The organism is Pseudomonas migulae NBRC 103157, from assembly GCF_002091715.1.
Taxonomy (GTDB): Bacteria; Pseudomonadota; Gammaproteobacteria; order Pseudomonadales; family Pseudomonadaceae; genus Aquipseudomonas; species Aquipseudomonas migulae_A.
Window position 1 is genome coordinate 111690 of sequence record NZ_BDAG01000013.1, and the last position, 21878, is coordinate 133567.

22 protein-coding genes are annotated in these 21878 nt (G+C 60.2%); 14 read left to right on the plus strand and 8 right to left on the minus strand.

From position 1 onward, the window contains the following. The first annotated feature begins 16 nt into the window (after positions 1–16). Both PMI01S_RS12655 and PMI01S_RS12660 read left to right on the plus strand, forming a co-directional pair. Positions 17–898 (plus strand): ABC transporter permease subunit, encoded by an 882-nt coding sequence (locus PMI01S_RS12655; protein ID WP_174602664.1) that lies wholly within the window; start codon positions 17–19, stop codon positions 896–898. Beyond that, a complete protein-coding gene (locus PMI01S_RS12660; RefSeq protein ID WP_084320360.1) occupies positions 895–1788 on the plus strand; it encodes an ABC transporter permease subunit in 894 nt (297 codons plus the stop codon). The genes PMI01S_RS12655 and PMI01S_RS12660 overlap by 4 nt, the downstream gene beginning before the upstream one ends. 123 nt (positions 1789–1911) lie before the next feature. On the opposite strand, the gene PMI01S_RS12665 is transcribed toward PMI01S_RS12660, so the two are convergent. Then, complete coding sequence (locus PMI01S_RS12665; RefSeq protein ID WP_084320361.1) at positions 1912–2553, minus strand: HD domain-containing protein; 642 nt, start codon at positions 2551–2553, stop codon at positions 1912–1914. Positions 2554–2884: 331 nt separating this feature from the next. On the opposite strand from PMI01S_RS12665, the gene PMI01S_RS12670 reads away from it, so the two are divergent. After that, on the plus strand, positions 2885–3850 hold the full coding sequence (locus PMI01S_RS12670) for a GlxA family transcriptional regulator (RefSeq protein ID WP_084320362.1): 966 nt from the start codon (positions 2885–2887) through the stop codon (positions 3848–3850). A 117-nt stretch (positions 3851–3967) separates the two neighbouring features. On the opposite strand, the gene PMI01S_RS12675 is transcribed toward PMI01S_RS12670, so the two are convergent. Together PMI01S_RS12675 and PMI01S_RS12680 are read right to left on the minus strand one after the other, a co-directional pair. Beyond that, entirely contained in the window at positions 3968–6367 is a 2400-nt protein-coding gene (locus PMI01S_RS12675; protein ID WP_084320364.1) for a penicillin acylase family protein, read from the minus strand. Positions 6368–6481: 114 nt separating this feature from the next. Continuing rightward, complete coding sequence (locus PMI01S_RS12680; protein ID WP_084320365.1) at positions 6482–7063, minus strand: DUF6436 domain-containing protein; 582 nt, start codon at positions 7061–7063, stop codon at positions 6482–6484. 97 nt (positions 7064–7160) lie between these two features. On the opposite strand from PMI01S_RS12680, the gene bipL reads away from it, so the two are divergent. Beyond that, positions 7161–8108 (plus strand): phospholipase BipL, encoded by a 948-nt coding sequence (bipL, locus tag PMI01S_RS12685; RefSeq protein ID WP_084320367.1) that lies wholly within the window; start codon positions 7161–7163, stop codon positions 8106–8108. 119 nt (positions 8109–8227) lie between these two features. On the opposite strand, the gene PMI01S_RS12690 is transcribed toward bipL, so the two are convergent. Beyond that, positions 8228–8980, minus strand: a complete 753-nt coding sequence (locus PMI01S_RS12690; protein ID WP_084320368.1) for a DUF2059 domain-containing protein — start codon at positions 8978–8980, stop codon at positions 8228–8230. A 108-nt stretch (positions 8981–9088) separates the two neighbouring features. Here PMI01S_RS12690 and PMI01S_RS12695 point away from each other — a divergent pair, with 108 nt between their 5' ends. Continuing rightward, entirely contained in the window at positions 9089–9721 is a 633-nt protein-coding gene (locus tag PMI01S_RS12695; protein ID WP_084320370.1) for a 2OG-Fe(II) oxygenase, read from the plus strand. Positions 9722–9723: 2 nt separating this feature from the next. Next, the gene (locus PMI01S_RS12700; protein ID WP_084320371.1) at positions 9724–10203 is read left to right on the plus strand and encodes a 2-thiouracil desulfurase family protein; all 480 of its coding nucleotides are present in this window, start codon (positions 9724–9726) and stop codon (positions 10201–10203) included. 123 nt (positions 10204–10326) lie between these two features. Here PMI01S_RS12700 and PMI01S_RS12705 read toward each other — a convergent pair whose 3' ends face one another. Next, entirely contained in the window at positions 10327–10911 is a 585-nt protein-coding gene (locus PMI01S_RS12705) for a transporter substrate-binding domain-containing protein (RefSeq protein WP_084320373.1), read from the minus strand. A gap of 136 nt (positions 10912–11047) precedes the next feature. On the opposite strand from PMI01S_RS12705, the gene PMI01S_RS12710 reads away from it, so the two are divergent. Continuing rightward, the gene (locus tag PMI01S_RS12710) at positions 11048–11473 is read left to right on the plus strand and encodes a DUF4399 domain-containing protein (RefSeq protein ID WP_084320374.1); all 426 of its coding nucleotides are present in this window, start codon (positions 11048–11050) and stop codon (positions 11471–11473) included. Between the two features lie 63 nt (positions 11474–11536). On the opposite strand, the gene serA is transcribed toward PMI01S_RS12710, so the two are convergent. Next, positions 11537–12766, minus strand: coding sequence for a phosphoglycerate dehydrogenase (serA, locus tag PMI01S_RS12715; RefSeq protein ID WP_084320376.1), 1230 nt, complete (start codon positions 12764–12766; stop codon positions 11537–11539). 204 nt (positions 12767–12970) lie between these two features. Here serA and PMI01S_RS12725 point away from each other — a divergent pair, with 204 nt between their 5' ends. From PMI01S_RS12725 to PMI01S_RS12740, 4 genes are all read left to right on the plus strand, one after another. After that, positions 12971–14365, plus strand: coding sequence for a D-2-hydroxyglutarate dehydrogenase (locus tag PMI01S_RS12725; protein WP_084320377.1), 1395 nt, complete (start codon positions 12971–12973; stop codon positions 14363–14365). Between the two features lie 37 nt (positions 14366–14402). Beyond that, on the plus strand, positions 14403–15068 hold the full coding sequence (locus PMI01S_RS12730; RefSeq protein WP_084320379.1) for a fumarylacetoacetate hydrolase family protein: 666 nt from the start codon (positions 14403–14405) through the stop codon (positions 15066–15068). Between the two features lie 264 nt (positions 15069–15332). Beyond that, positions 15333–16262: an SdiA-regulated domain-containing protein gene (locus PMI01S_RS12735; RefSeq protein WP_084320380.1), complete on the plus strand. Its 930-nt coding sequence runs from the start codon at positions 15333–15335 to the stop codon at positions 16260–16262. 204 nt (positions 16263–16466) lie between these two features. Beyond that, a complete protein-coding gene (locus PMI01S_RS12740) occupies positions 16467–17384 on the plus strand; it encodes an SdiA-regulated domain-containing protein (protein WP_084320381.1) in 918 nt (305 codons plus the stop codon). A 121-nt stretch (positions 17385–17505) separates the two neighbouring features. On the opposite strand, the gene rpiA is transcribed toward PMI01S_RS12740, so the two are convergent. Continuing rightward, positions 17506–18180, minus strand: coding sequence for a ribose-5-phosphate isomerase RpiA (gene rpiA / locus PMI01S_RS12745; protein WP_084320382.1), 675 nt, complete (start codon positions 18178–18180; stop codon positions 17506–17508). A gap of 325 nt (positions 18181–18505) precedes the next feature. On the opposite strand from rpiA, the gene ilvA reads away from it, so the two are divergent. Together ilvA and PMI01S_RS12755 are read left to right on the plus strand one after the other, a co-directional pair. After that, positions 18506–20020 carry a threonine ammonia-lyase, biosynthetic gene (gene ilvA, locus PMI01S_RS12750; protein WP_084320384.1) on the plus strand — a complete coding sequence of 505 codons (1515 nt, stop codon included), beginning with the start codon at positions 18506–18508 and terminating at the stop codon, positions 20018–20020. Between the two features lie 39 nt (positions 20021–20059). Continuing rightward, on the plus strand, positions 20060–20485 hold the full coding sequence (locus tag PMI01S_RS12755; RefSeq protein WP_084320385.1) for a DUF2269 domain-containing protein: 426 nt from the start codon (positions 20060–20062) through the stop codon (positions 20483–20485). A gap of 94 nt (positions 20486–20579) precedes the next feature. Here PMI01S_RS12755 and PMI01S_RS12760 read toward each other — a convergent pair whose 3' ends face one another. Beyond that, a complete protein-coding gene (locus PMI01S_RS12760; protein WP_084320386.1) occupies positions 20580–21236 on the minus strand; it encodes a histidinol-phosphatase in 657 nt (218 codons plus the stop codon). A 143-nt stretch (positions 21237–21379) separates the two neighbouring features. On the opposite strand from PMI01S_RS12760, the gene PMI01S_RS12765 reads away from it, so the two are divergent. Continuing rightward, complete coding sequence (locus tag PMI01S_RS12765; RefSeq protein WP_007897732.1) at positions 21380–21859, plus strand: RNA pyrophosphohydrolase; 480 nt, start codon at positions 21380–21382, stop codon at positions 21857–21859. The last annotated feature ends 19 nt before the right edge of the window (positions 21860–21878 follow it).

Below are 21878 nucleotides of genomic sequence, written 5' to 3' on the forward strand. Positions count from 1 at the left end.
CCGCCTCAACCGAATAATTCCCGGTGGCCGTCAGCTGGTCATCGGGGTTCCGTTCATCTGGCTGTTCCTGTTCTTCATGCTGCCGTTCTTCATTGTCCTGAAGATCAGCTTCGCCGAAGCCGACGTGGCCATTCCGCCGTACACCGAGATCTACAGCTTCATCGACCAGAAGCTCCAGGTGCTGCTCAACCTCGGCAACTACGCGATGCTCGGCGACGATGAGTTGTACATCGCAGCCTACCTTGGCTCGCTGAAGATGGCGTTGTTCAGCACCATCCTCTGCCTGCTGATCGGCTACCCGATGGCCTACGCCATCGCCAGTGCCCGTAAAGAGCTGCAAACGGTGCTGGTGCTGCTGATCATGATGCCGACCTGGACCGCAATCCTGATCCGCGTCTACGCGTGGATGGGCATCCTCAGCAACAACGGCCTGCTCAATGGTTTCCTGATGACCATGGGCTGGATCGACGAACCGCTGCAGATCCTCAACACCAACCTGGCGGTTTATATCGGCGTGGTTTATTCGTACCTGCCGTTCATGATCCTGCCGCTCTACGCCAACCTGGTGAAGCACGACAACAGCCTGCTGGAAGCCGCGTCCGACCTCGGTTCGAGCACCTTCAACAGCTTCTGGAAGATCACCATTCCGCTGTCCAAGAACGGCATCATCGCTGGCTGCATGCTGGTGTTCATTCCGGTGGTGGGCGAGTTCGTGATTCCGGAACTGCTCGGCGGTCCTGAGACGTTGATGATCGGTAAAGTGCTGTGGCAAGAATTCTTCAACAACCGTGACTGGCCGGTGGCATCTGCCCTGGCGGTGGTGATGCTGGCGATCCTGATCGTGCCGATCATCCTGTTCAACCGTAGCCAGGCCAAAGAAATGGAGGGCAAGGAATGAAGCGCTTCCGTTTCTCGAGTTTCATGCTTGTAGCCGGTTTGCTGTTCATCTACGCGCCGATGCTGATCCTGGTGATCTACTCGTTCAACGCCTCGAAACTGGTGACGGTGTGGGGCGGCTGGTCGATCAAGTGGTACGTCGGGTTGATGGACAACACGCAACTGATGGGCTCGGTGGTGCGCTCGCTGGAAATCGCCTGCTACACGGCGGTGGCGGCGGTGGCGCTGGGTACGTTGGCCGCGTTCGTCCTGACCCGCATCACCCACTTCAAGGGCCGCACGCTGTTCGGCGGTTTGGTCACCGCGCCGTTGGTGATGCCCGAAGTGATCACCGGTCTGTCGCTGTTGCTGCTGTTCGTGGCCATGGCGCAGATGATCGGTTGGCCACAGGAACGTGGCATCGTCACCATCTGGATCGCCCACACGACGTTCTGTGCGGCGTATGTGGCGGTGGTCGTATCGGCGCGCTTGCGTGAACTGGACCTGTCCATCGAAGAGGCGGCCATGGACCTGGGGGCGCGGCCGTGGAAGGTGTTCTTCCTGATCACCATCCCGATGATCGCGCCATCGTTGGGTGCGGGCGGCATGATGTCGTTCGCCCTGTCGCTGGATGACCTGGTGCTGGCGAGCTTCGTGTCGGGGCCTGGGTCGACGACCTTGCCGATGGAAGTGTTCTCGGCGGTGCGTCTGGGGGTCAAACCCGAGATCAATGCCGTGGCCAGTCTGATACTGCTGGCGGTGTCGCTGATGACCTTCCTGGTCTGGTTCTTCAGCCGCCGTGCCGAAGAAGCGCGCAAGCGTGCGATTCAGCAGGCCATCGAAGAAAGCGCGGCCGACTCGTGGAAGCAACCGGACGTGCGTCGCGCACAGCAGGCGCCGGAAGCTGCCTGAGTGTTGGCCACAATCGCGTGGCCAACCCGATCTACTGTAGGAGCCGGCTTGCTGGCGATGGAGTGTCAGTCGACATCAACGTCGCTGACACACCATCGCCAGCAAGCCGGCTCCTACAAGGATCTATGCCACCCAAGGTGATTTGCGGATGATCTCGACAAAGTTCATCGGCTTGAACCCTGGCTCGCTGTCCACCAGCACGTCCGCATTCACCGTACCGAACGTGGTAGCCGGCTTGTGTTTGAAGCCGTTGGCGAATGCACACAGGATGCACTCCTTGAACCCTTCACCCCGTGGATGCGCATGCACCACCGCTTCGCGCTGCACGGTGGGGAACGCCGCGTAGTCGATACCCAGCACATCCATTTCTACACCCGCGGTCACCAGCGCCACGTTAGGACGCAGGTGTTGCGGCACACCCGGTGTGGTGTGCAGGGCAATCGCCAGCCACACTTGCTCGATGTCGTCATCGCTCAACCCGTAAGGCTTGAGGAACGCTTTGGCGGCATTGGCGCTATCGACTTCGAAGCGTTTGTCGTCCGTGCGATGGCCTTCCACCAGGCCCAGGTCATGGAACATGGCGCCGACATACAACAGCTCGGGGTTGTAGGCCAGTTGCTTGCGTTCACCGCTCAACGCACCGAACAGAAACACCCGGCGCGAGTGGTGATAAAGCAGGTCGGATTCGACGTCGCGAATGTATTCCGTGGTGGCCCGGGCCAACGCGCTGTCCGGGATTTTGATGCCGGCGATGGTGCTGCTCATGGTGCTGTCCTCGTGGGGAACGCCGTGGCGGCGCTGATGGAACAAGTCTGTTCCGGCAGCCAGAACCGGACAATCGATCCATGGCTGCGATCCTTGCCAATGAGCATGCATATCGCGCCAGCCTCGCTTGTTGGGCACGGATTGGCTACGGTTGGAGTCTTTCGCATGGATTCACGTCGTGCGCAAAACCTGTAGGAGCCGGCTTGCTGGCGATAGCGGCTTAACATTCAACATTCAACATTCAACATTGACGTGGACAGGCACACCGCGATCGTCAGCAAGCCGGCTCCTGCAGTGTGTGCATCCAGAGCCATTGAGGGCGGGTCCTGACATGAGTAAAACCGTTGCCATCGTGGTCTTCGCCGGCGTTCAGTCCCTGGACGTCACCGGCCCCATGGATGTGTTTTCCGAGGCTAATCGCTTCCTGGCGCCGGAGGATCACTATCGGCTGGAGGTGATTGGCGTCGAACGCGGGATGATGCCGTGTTCCAACGGTTTGTCGCTCAACGCCCATCGGCATTTCAGCGAGGCGCTGGACGCGTACGACTTGTTGCTGGTGGCCGGAGGGCCACAGTTGCCGTTCATGGATTTCGGCGCCGCCTTCAATGCCTGGCTGCGGGATGCCAGCGCCCTGGCGCAACGCTTCGGCTCGATCTGCAACGGCGCGTTCATGCTCGCTCGCGCCGGGCTGCTCGAGGGGCGAACGGTGACGACTCATTGGGGCGATGCAGCGGCGCTCGCGGCATTGTGTCCTTCGACTCAGGTCGAGCCTGATCGCCTGTACGTGCAGGATGGCGAGCTGTACACCTCGGCCGGCGTCACGGCGGGAATCGATCTGTCGTTGTACCTGCTGGCCCGGGATCACGGGCCGGAAGTCGCGCTGAGTGTCGCCAAGCGGCTGGTGGTGTTCACGCAGCGCTCGGGCGGGCAGTCACAGTTCAGCCCATTCCTGACGCCCCATGCCGAACCGACGTCGGCGGTGGCGATGGTTCAGCATTACGTGCTGGCCAACCTGACCGGCGACCTGACCATCGCCGACCTGGCCAATGCGGCCAACATGAGCGCGCGCAACTTTTCCCGGGTGTTTGCCAAAGAGGCGAAAGTCACCCCGGCGGAATTTGTCGAGCGGGCGAGGGTGGACGCGGCGCGGGTGATGCTGGAAAGCACCGTCGCACCGCTGAAAACCGTGGCGTACCAGTGCGGGTTTCGCGATGCCCAGCATATGCGCAGCGTGTTCAATCGCCGGTTGGGGGTGACGCCGCAGCAGTTCAGGTTGAATTTTTCGGCGATGGTTTGAGCTGACAGTGATGTTGTCTGTCAGGGCCTCTTCGCGAGCAAGCCGCTCCCACATTGGATCGCGGTCTAATGTGGGAGCGGGCTTGCTCACGATGGCGTCAGCCCGGCCAACAAAAATCTACCGCGCCGGCAACAGCTTCAACGTACTCCGCGTGTTCGCCGTCACCTCTTCATCATTGAGGTGCGCCTGGAAGTACACCCCTTCGACATACGCCTCAGCCTGATCTTCATAGTGCCGGTCAAACGGCACGCCACTTTGACCCACGGGGTTGACGGTCAGGCTGTGTGCCGGGTCGGCGAAATCGATCAGGCGCCGGGTCGATGGCCCGTAAGTGACCGGCCATGGCGCCGGGCCGATTTTTGCCGAAAGGTTGTTCGGCACTTCATGGGTACCGGGCGCCGCGAATGGCCCGACATTGAAAATCCGGTCCAGCGGCTTCTGCTGCCCCAGCGGGTGGCCATGGGTCAGCGTGTGCGCCTTGCCCCACTGCCATTGCGCGACATCCGCACCCAGCGTGGTCTTGAGATGAGCAATGCTCGCTTGCCACGCCACCTTCACCGTGTCGGCGCGGGTTTCCTTGCCGAGGGTGTTGCGGTTGTCCCACCACGGCGAGTCAGCGTTCGCCGCCAGACGCGGCAGCGCAGCGTCGATCACCCGGGTCGAGAGCAGCGTTTCGAAAAAGTCGTTGCCCAACTCATCGTGCATCGATGCGTCCGCGAGGTTGAACAGGAACTGGTTGAACAGCGTGGCGCTGGTGGAATCCAGCGGGTAATCGCCTTTCCACTGAGTCAGTTGTTCCACCAGTTTGAGTTCGGCGGGATCGCTCACCACTTCACGCAGGACCGGCAACAACGGCGCCAGCAAGCGTGGGCCGTACGCAGTGGTGGTGCCTAACTGCAACTTCTGGCTGGTCTCCAGGTCCCACTTGACGGTTTTGTCGCCGAGCTGGCGATTGAGCTGCTGACCCCGATCCGCGAGGTTGTAGTAACCGGGAATCTCCATGCCCGTGGGAGACACAGGCTGGAAGTTGGCCGAGACGATGTAGCCTCGCGCCGGGTTCTCTTCCTGCGGGTTGGCGCTGAACGGGTAGAAACCATCCTTGTCCGCTTCGGCGCTACTGCCGTCGAGGATGAACCACGGCCGCACACCGGCCGGACGTTTCGGCAATTGCGCCGCGGCCCACCAGCCGATGTCGCCCTTGGCGTTGGCCCACACGATGTTCAGGCCCGGAGCCTGAATCTTGGCGGCGGCACTGCGCGCCTTGGCCAGGGTGTCGGCACGGTTGAGCTGGTAGAAGCCTTCGAGGATCGGATTCTGGCTTTCGAGAAACCCCCACCACATGGCGATCGGCGTTTTGCCGACGCTGTTGCCCAGCGCATCGTTGACGATCGGCCCGTGGGGTGACTGGCGCAACACCCATTTCACTGGCGCCTGACCCTTGACCGCGATCTGCTGCTCACTGGTGACCATGTCCACCCATTTGCCGCGATACCAGACCTGATTGGGGTTGTCCGGGTTGACCTTCTCTGCGATCAGGTCGAGGTCGTCGTTCTGGAACATGGTGATGCTCCAGCCGAAGTCGCGATTCATCCCCAGCGAGGCGAATGGCATCAACGCCTGATAGTGACCATAGAGCTCGAAGCCCGGCGCCGAGAGCTGCGCTTCGTACCACACCGACGGCGCGGAAAAGCGGATATGCGGGTCACCCGCCAGCAGCGGCTTGCCGCTTTTGGTGCGGTTGCCCGAGACCACCCAGGCGTTGCTCCCCTCGAACTGCGGCAAGCCGTTGTCGGCCAGTGCCTGCTCGCTCAGGCGGGCGAGGGCATTGAGGTCTTTCCAGTCGGCGCTGGCGAGGGGCGGTACGGCGGCGCTGCGGTTCGCCAGCACGCCTTTGGGCTGCCAGTCGAGCTCGAAGACGTTCAGGTAGTCGGCACCCAACTGGTCGCGCACGTAAGTCAGCAAGGGTTCGGTGCGAAACGCCGCGGCAAAACTGTAGGCCATGTAACCGGCGATGCTGATGGTGTCCTGAGCGGTGAACGGGCGCTTTGAAATACCCAGCGCATCGAACTCGGCGGGTTTTGCATGGCTGTCCTGATACTGGTTGATGCCGTCCAGATAGGCCTGCATGGCAATGAATGTCGGGGACTGTTTGTCCAGATTGGCGAAGTAGGTTTCGGCGCGTTCGCGAATGCGCAGGCTGCGCATCAGTTTGTCGGTGTCGAGCAGTTTCGGGCCCAGCACTTCGGCCAGTTCACCGCGGGCGAGGCGACGCAGGACTTCCATCTGAAACAGCCGGTCCTGGGCGTGCACATAGCCGAGGGCACGGTACAGGTCGGTTTCGTTTTCGGCGCGGATGTGCGGGATGCCGCGCTCGTCGTAACGCACGGTGACGGAGCCTTGCAGGTGTTGCAACTCAACCATGCCCTGGCGTGTCGGTTGCTTGCTGTAGACGTACCAGCCGGCACCTGCGGCGAGCACGACAATCAGCAGGACGAGCGCAGTCAGGAGGCGTTTCATGGTGATTCCTTGTTCTTGTTATGAGTGGCAGCAATTCCCTGGCGTCACTGTTTAACACGACCTGCCGAATCGGCCCATCACCCGTAGGAGGGATTCTTGTTGTCTGGTCTGTCGCTACTTCTTTGTATCGACAGGCCATGGGCAGTAACACCCGACCGCCAGGGTGTGCGTGGCATTCACCTCGCGACCGGCGTTTAACGCTTGCAGGATCGGCTCGATAAAGCTGTTGTTCGAATTGCAGGTCAGGCCTTCGCTGTAGGGGCCGAAGTAGGCGAGTTTGCCGCTGCGATCCCAGATCGCCACGGCCGGGCTGGCCGGGATCTGTTCGGAGCCTGGGAGGACGGTGATGGTTTTCAGGCTGCTCAAGGTACGGGGCAACTGGCCTTGGCTGCCGGGCTTTTGCACCGAATAGAACTCGACGCCTTGCGGCACATACTGCTCGACCAGTTCGCTCAGGTGTTGCTGATTGCCGACGTTGCACGGGCAGGCCGGGTCCCAGAAGTGCACGAAGCGGATGGCGCCGGGGCCGGCAAGGTTGTCGGGCAGGCGCAACGGGTCGCCGGAAAATACCGCGGTGTGTTCGCTGAACGCGCGCAGGTAACGCCCTTGAAACCAGTCGTAAGCCGCCCACAAAACACCGGCACACACGAGCGCGATCAGGCTGGCAAGCAGTGGGGTGCGGTAGGGCGAACGCATGGGTATCGATCCTCGAAGGTCGCCCAGCTTGCCATGCTTGCCGCGACAGATGAATATCGCAGGCTTATAAAGTCTGCTTCGTGCTCTGGAATCGCCCATGTCCGCCACTTTCGACCCTGATCACCTGCGCGCCGGCCTGCGGCCTTTGGCCGAGTGGCAGCCGCTGTCCGTGGAGGCGCAGGCGTACCGGCGGTTCTACGGCCTGGATTTTCCGGGGCGTCAGTTGCGCGGTGGCCTGGGACGTTTCGAAGTGGATGGTTATGAGCTGGTCAGCCAGCTCTGGTGGCCAGAGCGGGCGAAAGCGACGCTGTTTGTGTTCCACGGTTTCTACGACCACACCGGGCTGTACCGGCATGTGATCGAGTGGGCCCTGGATCAGGGCTTTGCGGTGATTGCCTGTGACTTGCCGGGGCACGGCCTGTCCAGTGGCGAACGGGCGAGCATCAAGGATTTCGCCGAGTATCAGGACACGCTGCAAGGGCTGTTTGCCGAAGCAAAATCCCTCGATCTGCCGCAACCGTGGCACCTGTGCGGGCAGAGCACCGGTGGCGCCATCGTGATCGATCATGTGCTCAATGAAGGCGCGAGCAGCCCGGCCCAGGGCCAGGTGATCCTGTTGTCGCCACTGGTGAGGCCGCGGGCCTGGGGGTGGTCGCAACTCAGTTATTACCTGCTCAAACCTTTCGTCAAAGCCATCGCCCGGCGTTTCAGCGAGAACTCCAACGACCCGGATTTCCTGCCATTCCTGCAAGCCGACCCGTTGCAGCCGCTGCGCCTGCCGACGGCCTGGGTTGGCGCGCTGGCGCGCTGGATCAAGCGCATCGAGGCAGCGCCAGGCAGCAGGCGCCAGCCGCTGATCGTGCAAGGGCAGGCAGACATGACGGTGGATTGGGAGCACAACCTTGAGGTGTTGAAAGCCAAGTTCGATCGGCCACAGGTATTGATGTTGCCTGAGGCGCGGCATCATTTGGCGAATGAGACAGTGGCGTTGCGGGGGGAGTATTTCGGGTTTTTGAGCAAGCGGATCAAGGGGCGGAATCTTTAGTGATTGTTCCGGCCTCTTCGCGAGCAAGCCCGCTCCCACAGTAGACCGAGTTGTTGGGGGGAAGACGGTCCAATGTGGGAGCGGGCTTGCTCGCGAACGGCCCCTTGCAGACGCCGAAATTACTGATTGAGGTCCGAAGGATTCTGCCCTACCGCCAACCCCGCCCGAATCGCCGCCAACGCCGCCTGGTAATAAGCCTTGCCTTCAGCCGACTCGGCAAACGTGGCGAACTCTTCCAGCTCGTCATCCGACAGATCGCGATAGACATACAGCAACGTGTTGTTGAGGTCGCTGCCGATCTGCTCCATCAAGCGCTGACGCTGACCGTTCAACATCCCCTGCGCCTGACCGCCACCAAGCAGGCCGGGGATCATCGAGCTCAGGCTGTCGGCCGCAACACCGGCAATCGCCAGGCTGACTTCCGCGCCGGCCTCGCGCGCGGGCAAGGCCTGGGCGAGGTGACCGATGATCAGCATGCGGCTGTCGCTGGCCTGTATCTTCGGCAGGCCTTTGGCGTTCTTCGCCAACTGGTCCCGACGGGTCGCCAGCAACTCGGCGGCCACGATTTTCTTGCCCAGCGGCGACTGGAAGAAGGTCAGTGCAGGCTTCGGATCAGCGAGGGTTTTGCGCAATTGCGCTTCGGCGCGCTGGTCCACGGCCTGCGGGGCAAAACGCTGATTGCTGTTGTTCACCAGCGCCTGAAACACGGCGGGCGGCAGGCTGTTCTGGTAACGCTGTTGAGCGGCTGAGAGGGCATCGCTGAAATGCGCGCGCTGTTCTGGCCAGCCGGCGACCTTGTACAACTGGTCGTGGCCGTCTGCCCAGGCGGGCAAAACGCAGAACATCAGCAGTGAGAAAAGCAAACGGCGCATAGGGACTCCTGTCAGCAGGCGACTATTCTCCGTGTGGCATACGGACTTGTCGAGAATTCGTATCAAGCCGCTGCACGGCTCTGTCGGATTTTCGGGCACAGGAATACTATGCGCGGCATGCAAATACCCTCTGATCACCCGCTGCTGTTACGTATCGTCGACGACCTGGCTGAACGCGGCTGGTCGCAGCAGAATATATTCCTGCCTCTGGATCTGACCCGAGCGCTGGCGGCTGAGTGCCATAAACGTGCCGCCGAGGGTGAATTGGCCCCGGCCGCCGTGGGCCGAGGGCCAACATCGGAGATTCGCGAGGGGATTCGCGGCGACAGGATCCAGTGGATCGAGCCCGGTCAGGCGTTGGCTTGCGACAGCTATCTGCAGTTGATGGACAGCCTGCGCGAAGCCATGAATCGCGGCTTGTATCTGGGCCTGGAAGATTTCGAAAGCCATTTTGCGATGTACCCGCCCGGAGCTTTCTACCTCAAGCATGTCGACCGCTTCCGCGATGATGACCGGCGCATGGTCTCGGCGGTGGTCTATCTCAACGACGGCTGGTTGCCGGAGCACGGCGGTCAGTTGCGCATGTACCTGAAAGATGGCGTCGAACACGATGTGGTGCCTACCGGCGGATGCCTGGTGGTGTTCCTGTCGGGCGAGGTGCCCCACGAAGTCCTGCCCGCGACCCGCGATCGCCTGTCATTGACCGGCTGGTTCCGGCGTCGTGGCAACGAGCCGTTCTGATCATGCAGAAAATCCTGGTAAGTCGCTGCCTGCTCGGCCACCGCGTACGTTACGACGGCGGGGCCAGCGGGCCGTTCGATCAGCTTCAGCAGTGGCTCGACGAAGGTCGCGTCGTGCCGTTGTGCCCTGAGGTCGCCGGCGGTTTGCCGACGCCACGGGCGGCGGCGGAGATTCCGGGCGGGCAGGGTGGTGAGGTGCTGGAGGGGCAGGCGTTGGTCATCACCACCGAAGGTGAAGATGTCAGTGCGCAGTTTCTTTCGGGGGCTTATCAGGCGCTGGAGCTGGTGCAGAAATACGGCATCCGCATCGCCGTGCTCAAGGCCAACAGCCCGTCGTGCGGCAACCTGTTGACCTATGACGGCACGTTCAGCGGCGTGAAAGTCCGCGGGGAAGGCGTCACCGCCGCGTTGCTCAAGCGCCATGGCGTGCAAGTCTTCAGCGAGCTGGAGCTGGCTGAAGCAGCGGCCGCACTGCAAACCTAACGCCCCACACAACCTCTGTAGGAGCCGGCTTGCTGGCGATAGCTGTTTAACATTCAACATTTACATTGACTGTTACACCGCTATCGCCAGCAAGCCGGCTCCTGCAAGGGATCGTCGGTGGACTCAGGGCTTCGGCTCTTCGCCCATATCTGCCGCAAACCACTTTTTCTCCAGCGCCGCCATCCGCCCATCCGCCTTGATCCGCTGCAAGGCGTTTTCCAGGCTGGCGTGGAACGCCGGGTTACCCTTCTGAAATGGAATCGCCAGGCTCACAGTCGAGGCGGTTTTCGGTTTTTCTTCCGTCAGCGACTGCACCAGCAGGATCGAACGCGGCTCTTCTTTCTGTGCGATCAATTGCGAACTGGTGTGAATGTAAGGTTCGCTGAAGTCGAAACGATCCTCGAGTTCCGGGGTCACTGCTATGTGATTGATGGCGACGTCGTACTTGCCGCTTTCGACGCCGGCCAACAGATCGCTGGAATCGGTAACGACAAAGTCGGCCCGCACATCCAGTTCATTGGCCAGCAGTTGGCCCAGTTCGACTTCGAACCCGGAGAGCTGGCCGTCGTCCTTGAAATTGAAGGGCGGTGTATTAGCCTCAAGGGCAATGCGCAATTCACCGCGGTCGTTTACATCGTCAATCAGTTCGGCATGAGCTAAAGGGCTCAGAAGGGGTAGCAGGCAGATCAGGCCAGGCAGAAAGCGCATGGTCACTCCTTTGAATACATTTATCGCGATGCGCTGGTTCAGGCTCGCTTTGCTATGGTTGTCGAGAACCTTCGACAACGAATGGCCGTGAAGTTGTCATGGCCGCGCGGATTTTACGAAAAAACTGGAGAAGAGAATGAAAACCTTTATGTCACGTACTGCATTGGCTGGCCTGCTGATGGGCGTTTCGGTGCTGGCCAGTGCGGCTACGCCGGCACCCAAGGGTGCTGAAGTGTCCATCGTTTCTCCTAAAGATGGTGGGACTGTTCCGCAAACTTTCAAAATCAAATTCGCTGTTGAAAACGTTGCGTTGGCGCCAGCGGGCGATACCACCAAGAATACTGGCCACCACCATTTGCTGGTCGATGCCAAGGATGTAGTCCCAGCAGGGGCAGTCATCCCTGCCGATGCCAATCACGTTCACTTCGGCAAGGCGCAGACAGAGACCGAGCTGACGCTGACACCTGGCAAGCACACCTTGCAGTTGGAGTTGGGCGACATGAACCATATGGCCTTCGATCCGCCGATCGTCTCTGAGAAAATCACCGTCAACGTTAAGTAACGTTAGTAGCGCCCACGAAAAAGGAGACCTGAAGGTCTCCTTTTTTTGTCGCTCAAGTCGCGATCAGAACAACACGCGGCAACGAATGGTGCCGTTGATGTGCTGCAGCTTCTCTTGCGCCAGGTCCGAGTACTCGGCGTCGACGTCGATTACCACGTAGCCGACTTTCTCGTTGGTCTGCAGGAACTGACCGGAGATGTTGATGCCGTTTTCGGCGAAGACCTTGTTGATCTCGCTCATCACACCCGGAATGTTCTCGTGGATGTGCAGCAGACGGTGCTTGCCAGGGTGAGCCGGCAGGGCCACTTCCGGGAAGTTAACGGACGATACCGAAGTACCGTTGTCGCTGTACTTGACCAGTTTTTCTGCCACTTCCAGACCGATGTTGGCTTGCGCCTCAGCGGTGGAACCACCGATGTGCGGGGTCAGGATCACGTTGTCCAGGCCACGCAGCGGGCTTTCGAACTCTTCGTCGTTGGAGCGTGGCTCCACCGGGAATACGTCGATGGCCGCGCCGATCAGGTGCTTGTCCTTGATCGCGTCCGCGAGGGCTTGCAGCTCGACCACGGTGCCGCGCGCGGCGTTGATCAGGATGCCGCCTTTCTTGATGGCGCGGATTTCCTTCTCGCCGATCATCCACTGGGTGGCAGCGGTTTCCGGAACGTGCAGGGTGACGATGTCGGACATGCCCAGCAGCTCGTGCAGGTTGCCGACCTGAGTCGCGTTGCCCAGTGGCAGCTTGGTCACGGTGTCGTAGAAATACACCTGCATGCCCAGGCCTTCAGCCAGAACCGACAATTGCGTACCGATCGAGCCGTAACCGACGATGCCGAGCTTCTTGCCACGGATTTCGAAGGAGTTGGCCGCGCTCTTGATCCAGCCGCCACGGTGGCAGGAAGCGTTTTTCTCAGGGATGCCGCGCAGCAACAGGATCGCTTCGGCCAGCACCAGCTCGGCAACGGAGCGAGTGTTGGAGTACGGAGCGTTGAACACCGCGATACCGCGTTCGCGGGCAGCGTTCAGGTCAACCTGGTTGGTGCCGATGCAGAAACACCCTACCGCCACGAGCTTCTTCGCGTGATCGAAGATCTCTTCGGTCAGTTGAGTGCGGGAGCGAATGCCGATGAAGTGAGCATCAGCGATCTTTTCCTTCAGCTGGGCTTCCGGCAGAGAACCAGTGAGGTACTCGATGCTGGTGTAGCCCGCCGACTTGAGGACGTCGACAGCCGATTGGTGGACGCCTTCGAGAAGAAGGAACTTGATCTTGCTCTTATCGAGAGAAGTCTTGCTCATCTGCGTAAACCTGTATCCCGGAGAAAAATGGCAGGAAATAGCCAGCAGACGCTGACCCGGACGGCAAGAAAGCCGTCGCCGCAGAATTGCCTTTCGGCACTATGCTGCGGGGTCGGTATGCTAGCATATGCACCCCGCTAAACACTCATTCCTGCGACGTGAAGCGTTCTCAGGATGACCATGAATTGTTCGAGAGTTCTGTCGATGACCATTCCTGCGCTGATTGATGAGCTGAAGACCCTGGTTGAGCCTGGCAAGGTACTGACTGATGCCGACTCCCTGAATGCTTACGGCAAGGATTGGACCAAGCATTTCGCCCCGGCCCCGACGGCCATCGTGTTTCCCAAGACCACCGAACAGGTCCAGGCCATCGTCCTTTGGGCCAATAAACACAAGGTGGCGCTGGTGCCGTCCGGCGGGCGTACGGGGCTGTCCGCTGCGGCAGTCGCAGCGAATGGCGAAGTGGTCGTGTCCTTCGACTACATGAACCAGATTCTCGACGTGAACCTGACCGACCGCACGGCGGTGTGCCAGCCGGGTGTGGTCACCGAGCATCTGCAGAACGTCGCCGAGGAAAAAGGCCTGTATTACCCGGTGGACTTCGCGTCCGCAGGTTCGAGCCAGATTGGCGGCAATATCGGCACCAATGCCGGCGGAATCAAGGTCATTCGCTACGGCATGACCCGCAACTGGGTCGCCGGCATGAAAGTGGTCACCGGCAAGGGCGACCTGCTGGAGCTGAACCGCGATCTGATCAAGAACGCCACCGGCTACGACCTGCGTCAGCTGTTCATCGGCGCGGAAGGCACGCTCGGTTTTGTGGTTGAAGCGACCATGCGTCTGGACCGTGCTCCGAAAAACCTCACTGCGATGGTGCTCGGCACCGCCGATTTCGACTCGATCATGCCGGTGTTGCACGCCTTCCAGAGCAAGCTCGACCTGACTGCATTCGAATTTTTCTCCGACAAGGCTCTGGCCAAAGTCATGGGGCGCGGCGACGTGCCGGCACCGTTCGAAACCGATTGCCCGTTCTATGCGCTGCTGGAATTCGAAGCGACCACTGAAGATGTGGCCAATCACGCGCTGGAAACCTTCGAACATTGCGTGGAGCAGGGCTGGGTGCTGGATGGCGTGATGAGCCAGAGCGAAACCCAGCTGCAAAACCTCTGGAAACTGCGCGAATACATTTCCGAAACCATCTCCCACTGGACGCCGTACAAAAACGACATTTCGGTCACTGTGTCGAAAGTCCCGGCGTTCCTGAAGGAAATCGATGCGATCGTCGGCGAACACTACCCGGACTTCGAAATCGTCTGGTTCGGTCATATCGGCGATGGCAACTTGCATTTGAACATCCTCAAGCCGGAAAACCTGAGCAAGGACGAGTTCTTCGCCAAGTGCGCGACCGTCAACAAGTGGGTGTTCGAAACCGTCGAGAAATACAACGGTTCGATTTCTGCCGAGCACGGCGTGGGCATGACCAAGCGTGATTACTTGACCTACAGTCGCTCGCCGGTTGAGATCGAGTACATGAAAGCCGTCAAAGCAGTGTTCGACCCGAACGGCATCATGAACCCGGGCAAGATTTTCGCTGTTTGACGTTTGAATTCAAGAGCTACGAACCAGGAGTCGGTCCATGAGCTATCAGCACCAGTATGTCGACGGTACGCGTATTCACTTCCCGCTGGGAAAAGTGGTGTGCATTGGCCGTAACTACGCCGAACACGCCAAGGAACTGGACAACCCGGTGCCAACGGAGCCCCTGCTGTTCATCAAGCCTGGCAGTTGCGTCGTGCCGCTGGAAGGTGGTTTCAGCATTCCGACCGAGCGTGGCTCGGTGCATTACGAAGCGGAAATCGCTGTGTTGATCGGCAAGCCTTTGTCGACCAAACCGAGCCGTGAAGAAGTGCTCGACGCGATCTCCGGTTTTGCCCCGGCCCTGGACCTGACCTTGCGTGACAAGCAGGCCGAGCTGAAGTCCAAAGGCCTGCCATGGGAAATCGCCAAGTCCTTCGACGGTGCGGCAGTGATTGCTCCGTTCGTGTCCGGCAGTACCTTTGCCGACCTGACTGACATCGGCATTCGCCTGACCATCAACGGCGAAGTCCGCCAGGATGGCAACAGCAGCGCGATGCTCAACCCGATCGTGCCGATGATCCAGCACATGGCCGGCTGCTTCTCGCTGCAGGCCGGTGATGTGATCCTCACGGGCACGCCGGTTGGCGTGGGTCCGTTGAATGTCGGTGACGAGCTGGTCATCGAATTGCCAGGCGCCAGCAGCTTCACCAGCAGCGTCCGCTGACACAACGCAACCTTGTAGGAGCCGGCTTGCTGGCGATTGCAGCGTCACATCAACATCTAATCGAATGTTGCACTGCCATCGCCAGTAAGCCGGCTCCTACAGGGAATTGTGTTCTGCCTCATGCAAAGCGGCACTCATGCAGGGCAATCCCGCCATTTGCCGTTTTTTTCACATCTTGTCTGGATAATTCCAGGGTTTCTGGCGTCTGAGCCGGTCCCAATTGTGCTATTACCCTTAGCCTGAATTTCTGGAACGCATCCCCTGATGGCCACCCAACCGCTACCCACGCTTAAAACAGCCCGTCGCCCGCGCTTTTTCATGCGCTGGTATTACTGGCTGTTGCTGGCCGTGGCCGCTGCATATGGCCTTGCGTTTGCGATGCATTGGGATGATCGCGGTGTGCTCTGGGTGCTGGAGCGCTTCGAAAGCCCGGCCGAACGCCAGGAAAGTATCTGGCTCCCGGACTACCGCGCGGTGATCGATGCCAAGCCATTGCCGGGGATGGAAAAGGACGAAGCATCCGACCTGGCCTACGACCCTCAAACCAAAACCCTGTTCTCGGTGATGGGCAAGAACCCGTTCCTGGTCGAGCTGACCCTGCAGGGCGATGTGCTGCGCAAAATGCCGCTGGTGGGCTGGAGCAATCCGGAGGCGGTAACGGTCATGGGCAACGGTCTGCTGGCCATCGTCGATGAGCGTGAGCATGTGCTCACCATCGTCAAGGTCGATGCCGATACCCGCGAGCTGAACATCGCCAACTTCCCGAAGTACGACCTCGGTCCGTCGAAAGACCAGAACAAAGCGTTTGAATCGGTCGTCTGGGATGCGCGCAACCAGCAAATGCTGCTGGGTGAGGAGCGTCCGCCGGCGCTGTTCACCTGGAAAAGCAACGACGGTCAGACGCTCGCCGGCGACAAGCAGAAGCTGGCCAATGACGAACTGGACATCCGCAATCTGTCGGCCCTGGCCATTGACCCGCGCACCCGGCACACGCTGGTATTGTCCGCCGACTCCCATCTGTTGCTGGAGCTGGACGAGAAGGGCGAGCAGGTGAGCTTCATGACCTTGCTGGGCGGCTTCAACGGTCTGAAAAAGACCATTCCCCGTGCCGAAGGCGTGACCATGGACGACGCCGGAACGCTGTACATGGTGAGCGAACCGAACCTGTTCTATCGTTTCGAAAAGCAACATTGAGCCTGTAGGAGCCGGCTTGCTGGCGATAGCACCACCTCGGTGTGACCGACTCACCGCGGTGATGCCATCGCCAGCAAGCCGGCTCCTGCAGAAGATTTGCAGGAAACGCGACGCTCAGTTGTAGGCTCCGGCCAATGGCCATTAAGCTTCAATTCAGACTGCCGTGGTATTTCATCCACCCGTCCTGATTCCGAGCCCGCCTGAATGCGCCGACTTGCCCGTCCCAAACCCCTGATGCTGATTCTGTTGGTGATTGCGCTGATCATGCTGGTTGCGGTCGGCCAGTACCTGCGGCTGTTCGAGCGTACCTGGTTCAATCTGCACACGTTTTGGCAGCCGGAGAGCGAGCAGTCCATCGGCCTGGGTCACTATCAGGTCACCGTCGAGGGCCGGGTCATCGAAGGCCTCGACGACGATGTGTCGGCGCTGACCTTCGATCCGGTGCGCAAAAGCCTGTTCACCGTCACCAACAAAAACTCCGAACTGATTGAGCTGTCGCTGGAAGGGCAGATCATCAGGCGTGTCGCGTTGGTCGGCTTCGGTGATCCGGAAGCGGTGGAGTTCATTAGCGCCGACACGTATGTGATCACTGACGAGCGCCAGCAACGGCTGATCAAGATTCATCTGGAGAAGGACACCACGTTCCTCGATGCGGCGGAAGCCGAGCAGATGACGCTGGGCGTGCACATGAGCGGCAACAAGGGCTTTGAAGGCCTGGCCTACGATTCGGTGGGCAAACGCCTGTTTGTCGCCAAGGAGCGCGACCCGATGCTGATCTATGAAGTGCAGGGTTTCCCGCATTACAACCCGGAGAAATCCTACGCGGTGCACGTGGTCAACAACCCCAAGCGCGATGCCGGAATGTTTGTCAGAGACTTGTCGAGCCTGCAATACGATGAGCGCAGCGGCCATTTGCTGGCGCTGTCCGATGAGTCACGACTGATTCTGGAGCTGGACGTGGATGGGCGACCACTGAGCACCATGTCATTGAACAAAGGGCGTCAGGGGTTGCAGAAGACGGTGCCGCAAGCGGAAGGGATCGCCATGGATGACGACGGTACGATGTACCTGGTGAGCGAACCGAACCTGTTCTACGTCTTCAAGAAACCTGCACAACCCTGAATTAGGAGCGCTACCTGTAGGAGCCGGCTTGCTGGCGATAGCGATTTAACAGCCAACATGGATGTTGAATGTTACGTCCTCATCGCCAGCAAGCCGGCTCCTACAGGGGGGATGCGTTTTCTTACTGGGCGCGCAGGGTCTTCACGCCTTCGCTGGTGCCCAGCAACAGCAAGTCCGCCGGACGCGCTGCAAACAAACCATTGGTCACAACGCCGACGATCGCGTTGATCTGCGTCTCCAGCTCCACCGGGTTGGTGATCTGCATGTTGAACACATCCAGAATGATGTTGCCGTTATCGGTCAACACGCCTTCACGGTAAACCGGGTCGCCGCCGAGCTTTACCAGTTCGCGGGCCACGTGGCTGCGGGCCATCGGGATCACTTCCACCGGTAGCGGGAACGCGCCGAGCACCGGCACCAGTTTGCTGGCGTCGGCGATGCAGATGAAGGTCTTGGCCACGGCCGCGACGATCTTCTCGCGGGTCAGGGCTGCGCCGCCGCCCTTGATCAGGTTCAGGTGTTCGTCGCTTTCGTCGGCGCCGTCTACGTAGAACTCCAGGTCGCTGACTGTATTCAGCTCATACACCGGAATGCCATGGCCCTTGAGGCGCGCGGCGGTGGCTTCGGAGCTGGCGACGGCACCATCGAATGCGCCCTTGTGCTGGGCCAACGCGTCGATGAAGCAGTTGGCAGTGGAGCCAGTGCCGACCCCGATGATGCTCTTGTCGTCGAGTTTCGGGAGGATGAAGTCGACGGCGGCCTGAGCCACTGCCTGTTTGAGTTGATCCTGGGTCATGCGGGCTCCGAAAGCGGGCAAGGGGGGAACGAAGGCCGGCATTATAGGCGTCGGGGCGGGGAAGGTCATTGCCTGAGTGTCGAATGGTGGTGAGGAGGGCCTGTGGCGAGGGAGCTTGCCCCGTTGGAGCGCGAAGCGCTCCCCAGCATTCTTTCAGAGAGACCGCATTAACAGATTTTACGACTGCTTCGCAGCCGAACGGGGGCAAGCGCCCTCGCCACAGGTATTGCATCAGGCCTTAAAACCACCTGTTTAGTGTGGTCGCTCAGGCGAAAGCCGGGTTAGACTCCATGGCCCTGCCCAACCCGCTCAGTGATGCTTTCCGATGCTTGAACAGTACGTCAAAAAGATCCTCACCTCGCGCGTTTATGACGTTGCCGTAGAAACCCCATTGCAGACTGCCCGCCAGCTCTCCGAGCGGCTGGGCAACAGTATTTTGCTCAAGCGCGAAGACCTGCAGCCGGTGTTCTCGTTCAAGATTCGCGGTGCCTACAACAAGCTCACGCAGCTGAGCGATGAAGAGCGCGCTCGTGGCGTAGTGACCGCTTCGGCGGGCAATCACGCGCAGGGCCTGGCCCTGGCGGCGAAAGTGCTGGGTGTGAAGGCCACTATCGTCATGCCCAAGACCACTCCCGAGATCAAAGTCGAAGGTGTGCGTTCCCGCGGCGGCAAAGTGGTGCTGCACGGGGATTCGTTCCCGGAAGCCCTGGCCTACTCGCTGAAACTGGTCGACGAAAAAGGCTACGTCTACATTCATCCGTACGACGATCCCCACACCATTGCCGGGCAGGGCACGGTGGCCATGGAGATTTTGCGCCAGCACCCCGGGCGTCTGGATGCGATCTTCGTTCCGGTGGGCGGTGGCGGGCTGATCGCCGGTATCGCGGCTTACGTGAAATACCTGCGCCCGGAAATCAAAATCATCGGCGTCGAGCCGGACGATTCCAATTGCCTGCAAGCCGCCATGGCCGCCGGCGAGCGCGTGGTGCTGCCGACCGTAGGCATCTTCGCCGACGGCGTCGCGGTCGCTCAGATCGGACAGCACACCTTCGACATCTGCAAAGACTATGTCGATGAAGTGATCACGGTCAGCACCGACGAGATCTGCGCGGCCATCAAGGATATCTACGACGATACCCGCTCGATCACTGAACCTGCCGGTGCTCTGGGCGTGGCCGGGATCAAAAAATACGTCGAGCAGCATGCCGTCACAGGCCACACCTTCGTGGCCATCGATTCCGGCGCCAACGTCAACTTCGACCGTTTGCGTCACGTCGCCGAACGCGCCGAGCTGGGCGAGGGCCGCGAAGCCATCATCGCGGTGACCATCCCGGAGAAGCCGGGCAGCTTCAAGGCGTTCTGCGAAGCCATCGGCAAGCGTCAGATCACCGAATTCAACTATCGCTACAACACCGGCAGCGAAGCGCACATCTTCGTCGGTGTGCAGACGCACCCGGAAAACGATCCGCGCAGCGCGTTGCTTGCCAGCCTGACCGAGCAGGGTTTCCCGGTGCTGGACCTGACCGATAACGAACTGGCCAAGTTGCACATCCGGCACATGGTCGGTGGCCGCGCGGCCCAAGTGGTTGATGAAGTGGTGCTGCGCTTTGAATTTCCGGAGCGGCCGGGCGCACTGTTCAACTTCCTCAGCAAGCTCGGCGGACGCTGGAACATTTCGATGTTCCACTACCGCAACCATGGCGCGGCGGATGGTCGTGTGGTCGCAGGGCTGCAAGTACCACACGAGGAGCGTCATCTGGTACCGGCGGCGCTGGAAGAAATCGGCTACCCGTACTGGGACGAAAGCGACAATCCGGCCTATCAGCTGTTTCTTGGCTGAGCGGCTACGCTGATGGGCAGGTCATAAGGAAATCGAACAATGGAAACGTTAACCGCCCTGAAAGTGGCGCACATGGTCGCGACGGTGGTGTTGCTGGTGTGTGCGTTGGGCCTGGGGATCTGGGTCTGGCGGACCCGGCGTACGGGCGACGCGACGGCGGCAAGCCGCACTTTGCAAAGACCTCGCGTGTTCATCTGGCTGTTGATGGGGCTGGCACTGCTGAGCATGCCGTTCACCGGCTGGTGGATGGTGCACCTGGTGGGCTGGCCGTTGGGGCAGACGTGGTTGCTGGCGTCGAGTGTGCTCTACACCGTGGCGGCGTTGGCGTGGTTCTGGTTGCTGGTGCGGTTGAACAAGTTGCGCAAGGCGCCGGGAGGCAACGGCAAGTTCACCTTTGCGCTGGCACTGTTCAGTTTTGTTTGTTTTGTCGCCATTGCGGGACTGATGGGCGCGAAGCCTGTGTAGGAGCCGGCTTGCTGGCGATCAACGATAACGCGGTGTAACTGAACAACCGCGTCGATCCGATCGCCAGCAAGCCGGCTCCTGCAGGATGCTGTGATCAATCGCGCAGGCTAATGACCGGCCAGCCACGCTTCTCGGCTTCGGCGCGCAAGTTCGGGTCCGGATCAACCGCCACCGGATTCGCCACCTGTTCCAACAACGGAAAATCATTCATCGAGTCGCTATAGAAATAACTGTCTTCCAGCGAATGCCCGCTTTCTTCCAGCCAACGATTAAGCCGCGTCACCTTGCCTTCACGGAAGCACGGCACGTCGGTGCTGCGCCCGGTGTAGCGGCCATCGACCATCTCGCACTCGGTGGCGATCAGGGTTTCGACGCCCAGTCGCTGGGCAATCGGCCCGGTGACGAAGCGGTTGGTGGCGGTGATGATGACCAGTTTGTCACCCGCCTCGCGGTGCTTGGCCAGCAGTTCGAGCCCCTTGGGCAGCACGATCGGCTCGATGCAATCGCGCATGTAATCGAGGTGCCATTGATCCAGCGTGGCCATTTCGGTGCGGCCGAGGACTTCCAGGCAAAAGTTCAGGTAGGCATCGTTATCGAGCTTGCCGGCCAGGTAATCCTGATAGAACTCATCGTTGCGTGCCTTGTAGGCGACGGCGTCGAGGAAGCCGCGTTCGCACAGGTAATCGCCCCAGGCGTGGTCACTGTCACCGCCCAAAAGCGTGTTGTCCAAGTCGAATAAAGCCAGGCGCATTGCAGTTACTCGCTGAAAAGTCTGTAGAAAGGCCTCCAGAATACGGACTTTTCACAAGAGTGCACATAAGGTAGGCCGGCTCGTTGCTGCCTTCACAACCTTTGTGGAACAATGCGGCGACATGCGTTTGCGAGGTTGTTGCCGTGATCGACCCCGATGGTTTCCGCCCCAATGTCGGGATCATTCTCACGAATGATGCCGGACAGGTGCTATGGGCTCGCCGTATCAATCAAGATGCCTGGCAGTTTCCACAGGGGGGTATCAATCCCCAGGAGACGCCGGAAGACGCCTTGTACCGCGAGTTGAACGAAGAAGTGGGTCTGGAGCGTGAAGATGTTGAAATTCTCGCCTGCACCCGGGGCTGGTTGCGCTATCGTTTGCCGCAACGTCTGGTCCGTACCCACAGCCAACCGCTGTGCATCGGCCAGAAACAGAAATGGTTTCTCCTGCGCCTGATCTCCAACGAGCAGCGGGTGCGGATGGATTTGACCGGTAAACCGGAATTCGATGGCTGGCGCTGGGTCAGCTATTGGTATCCGTTAGGCCAGGTGGTGACATTCAAGCGCGAGGTGTATCGACGCGCTCTCAAAGAGCTTGCCCCGCGCCTTTTAGCGCGCGACTGACGACGGAGTTCGACCCCGA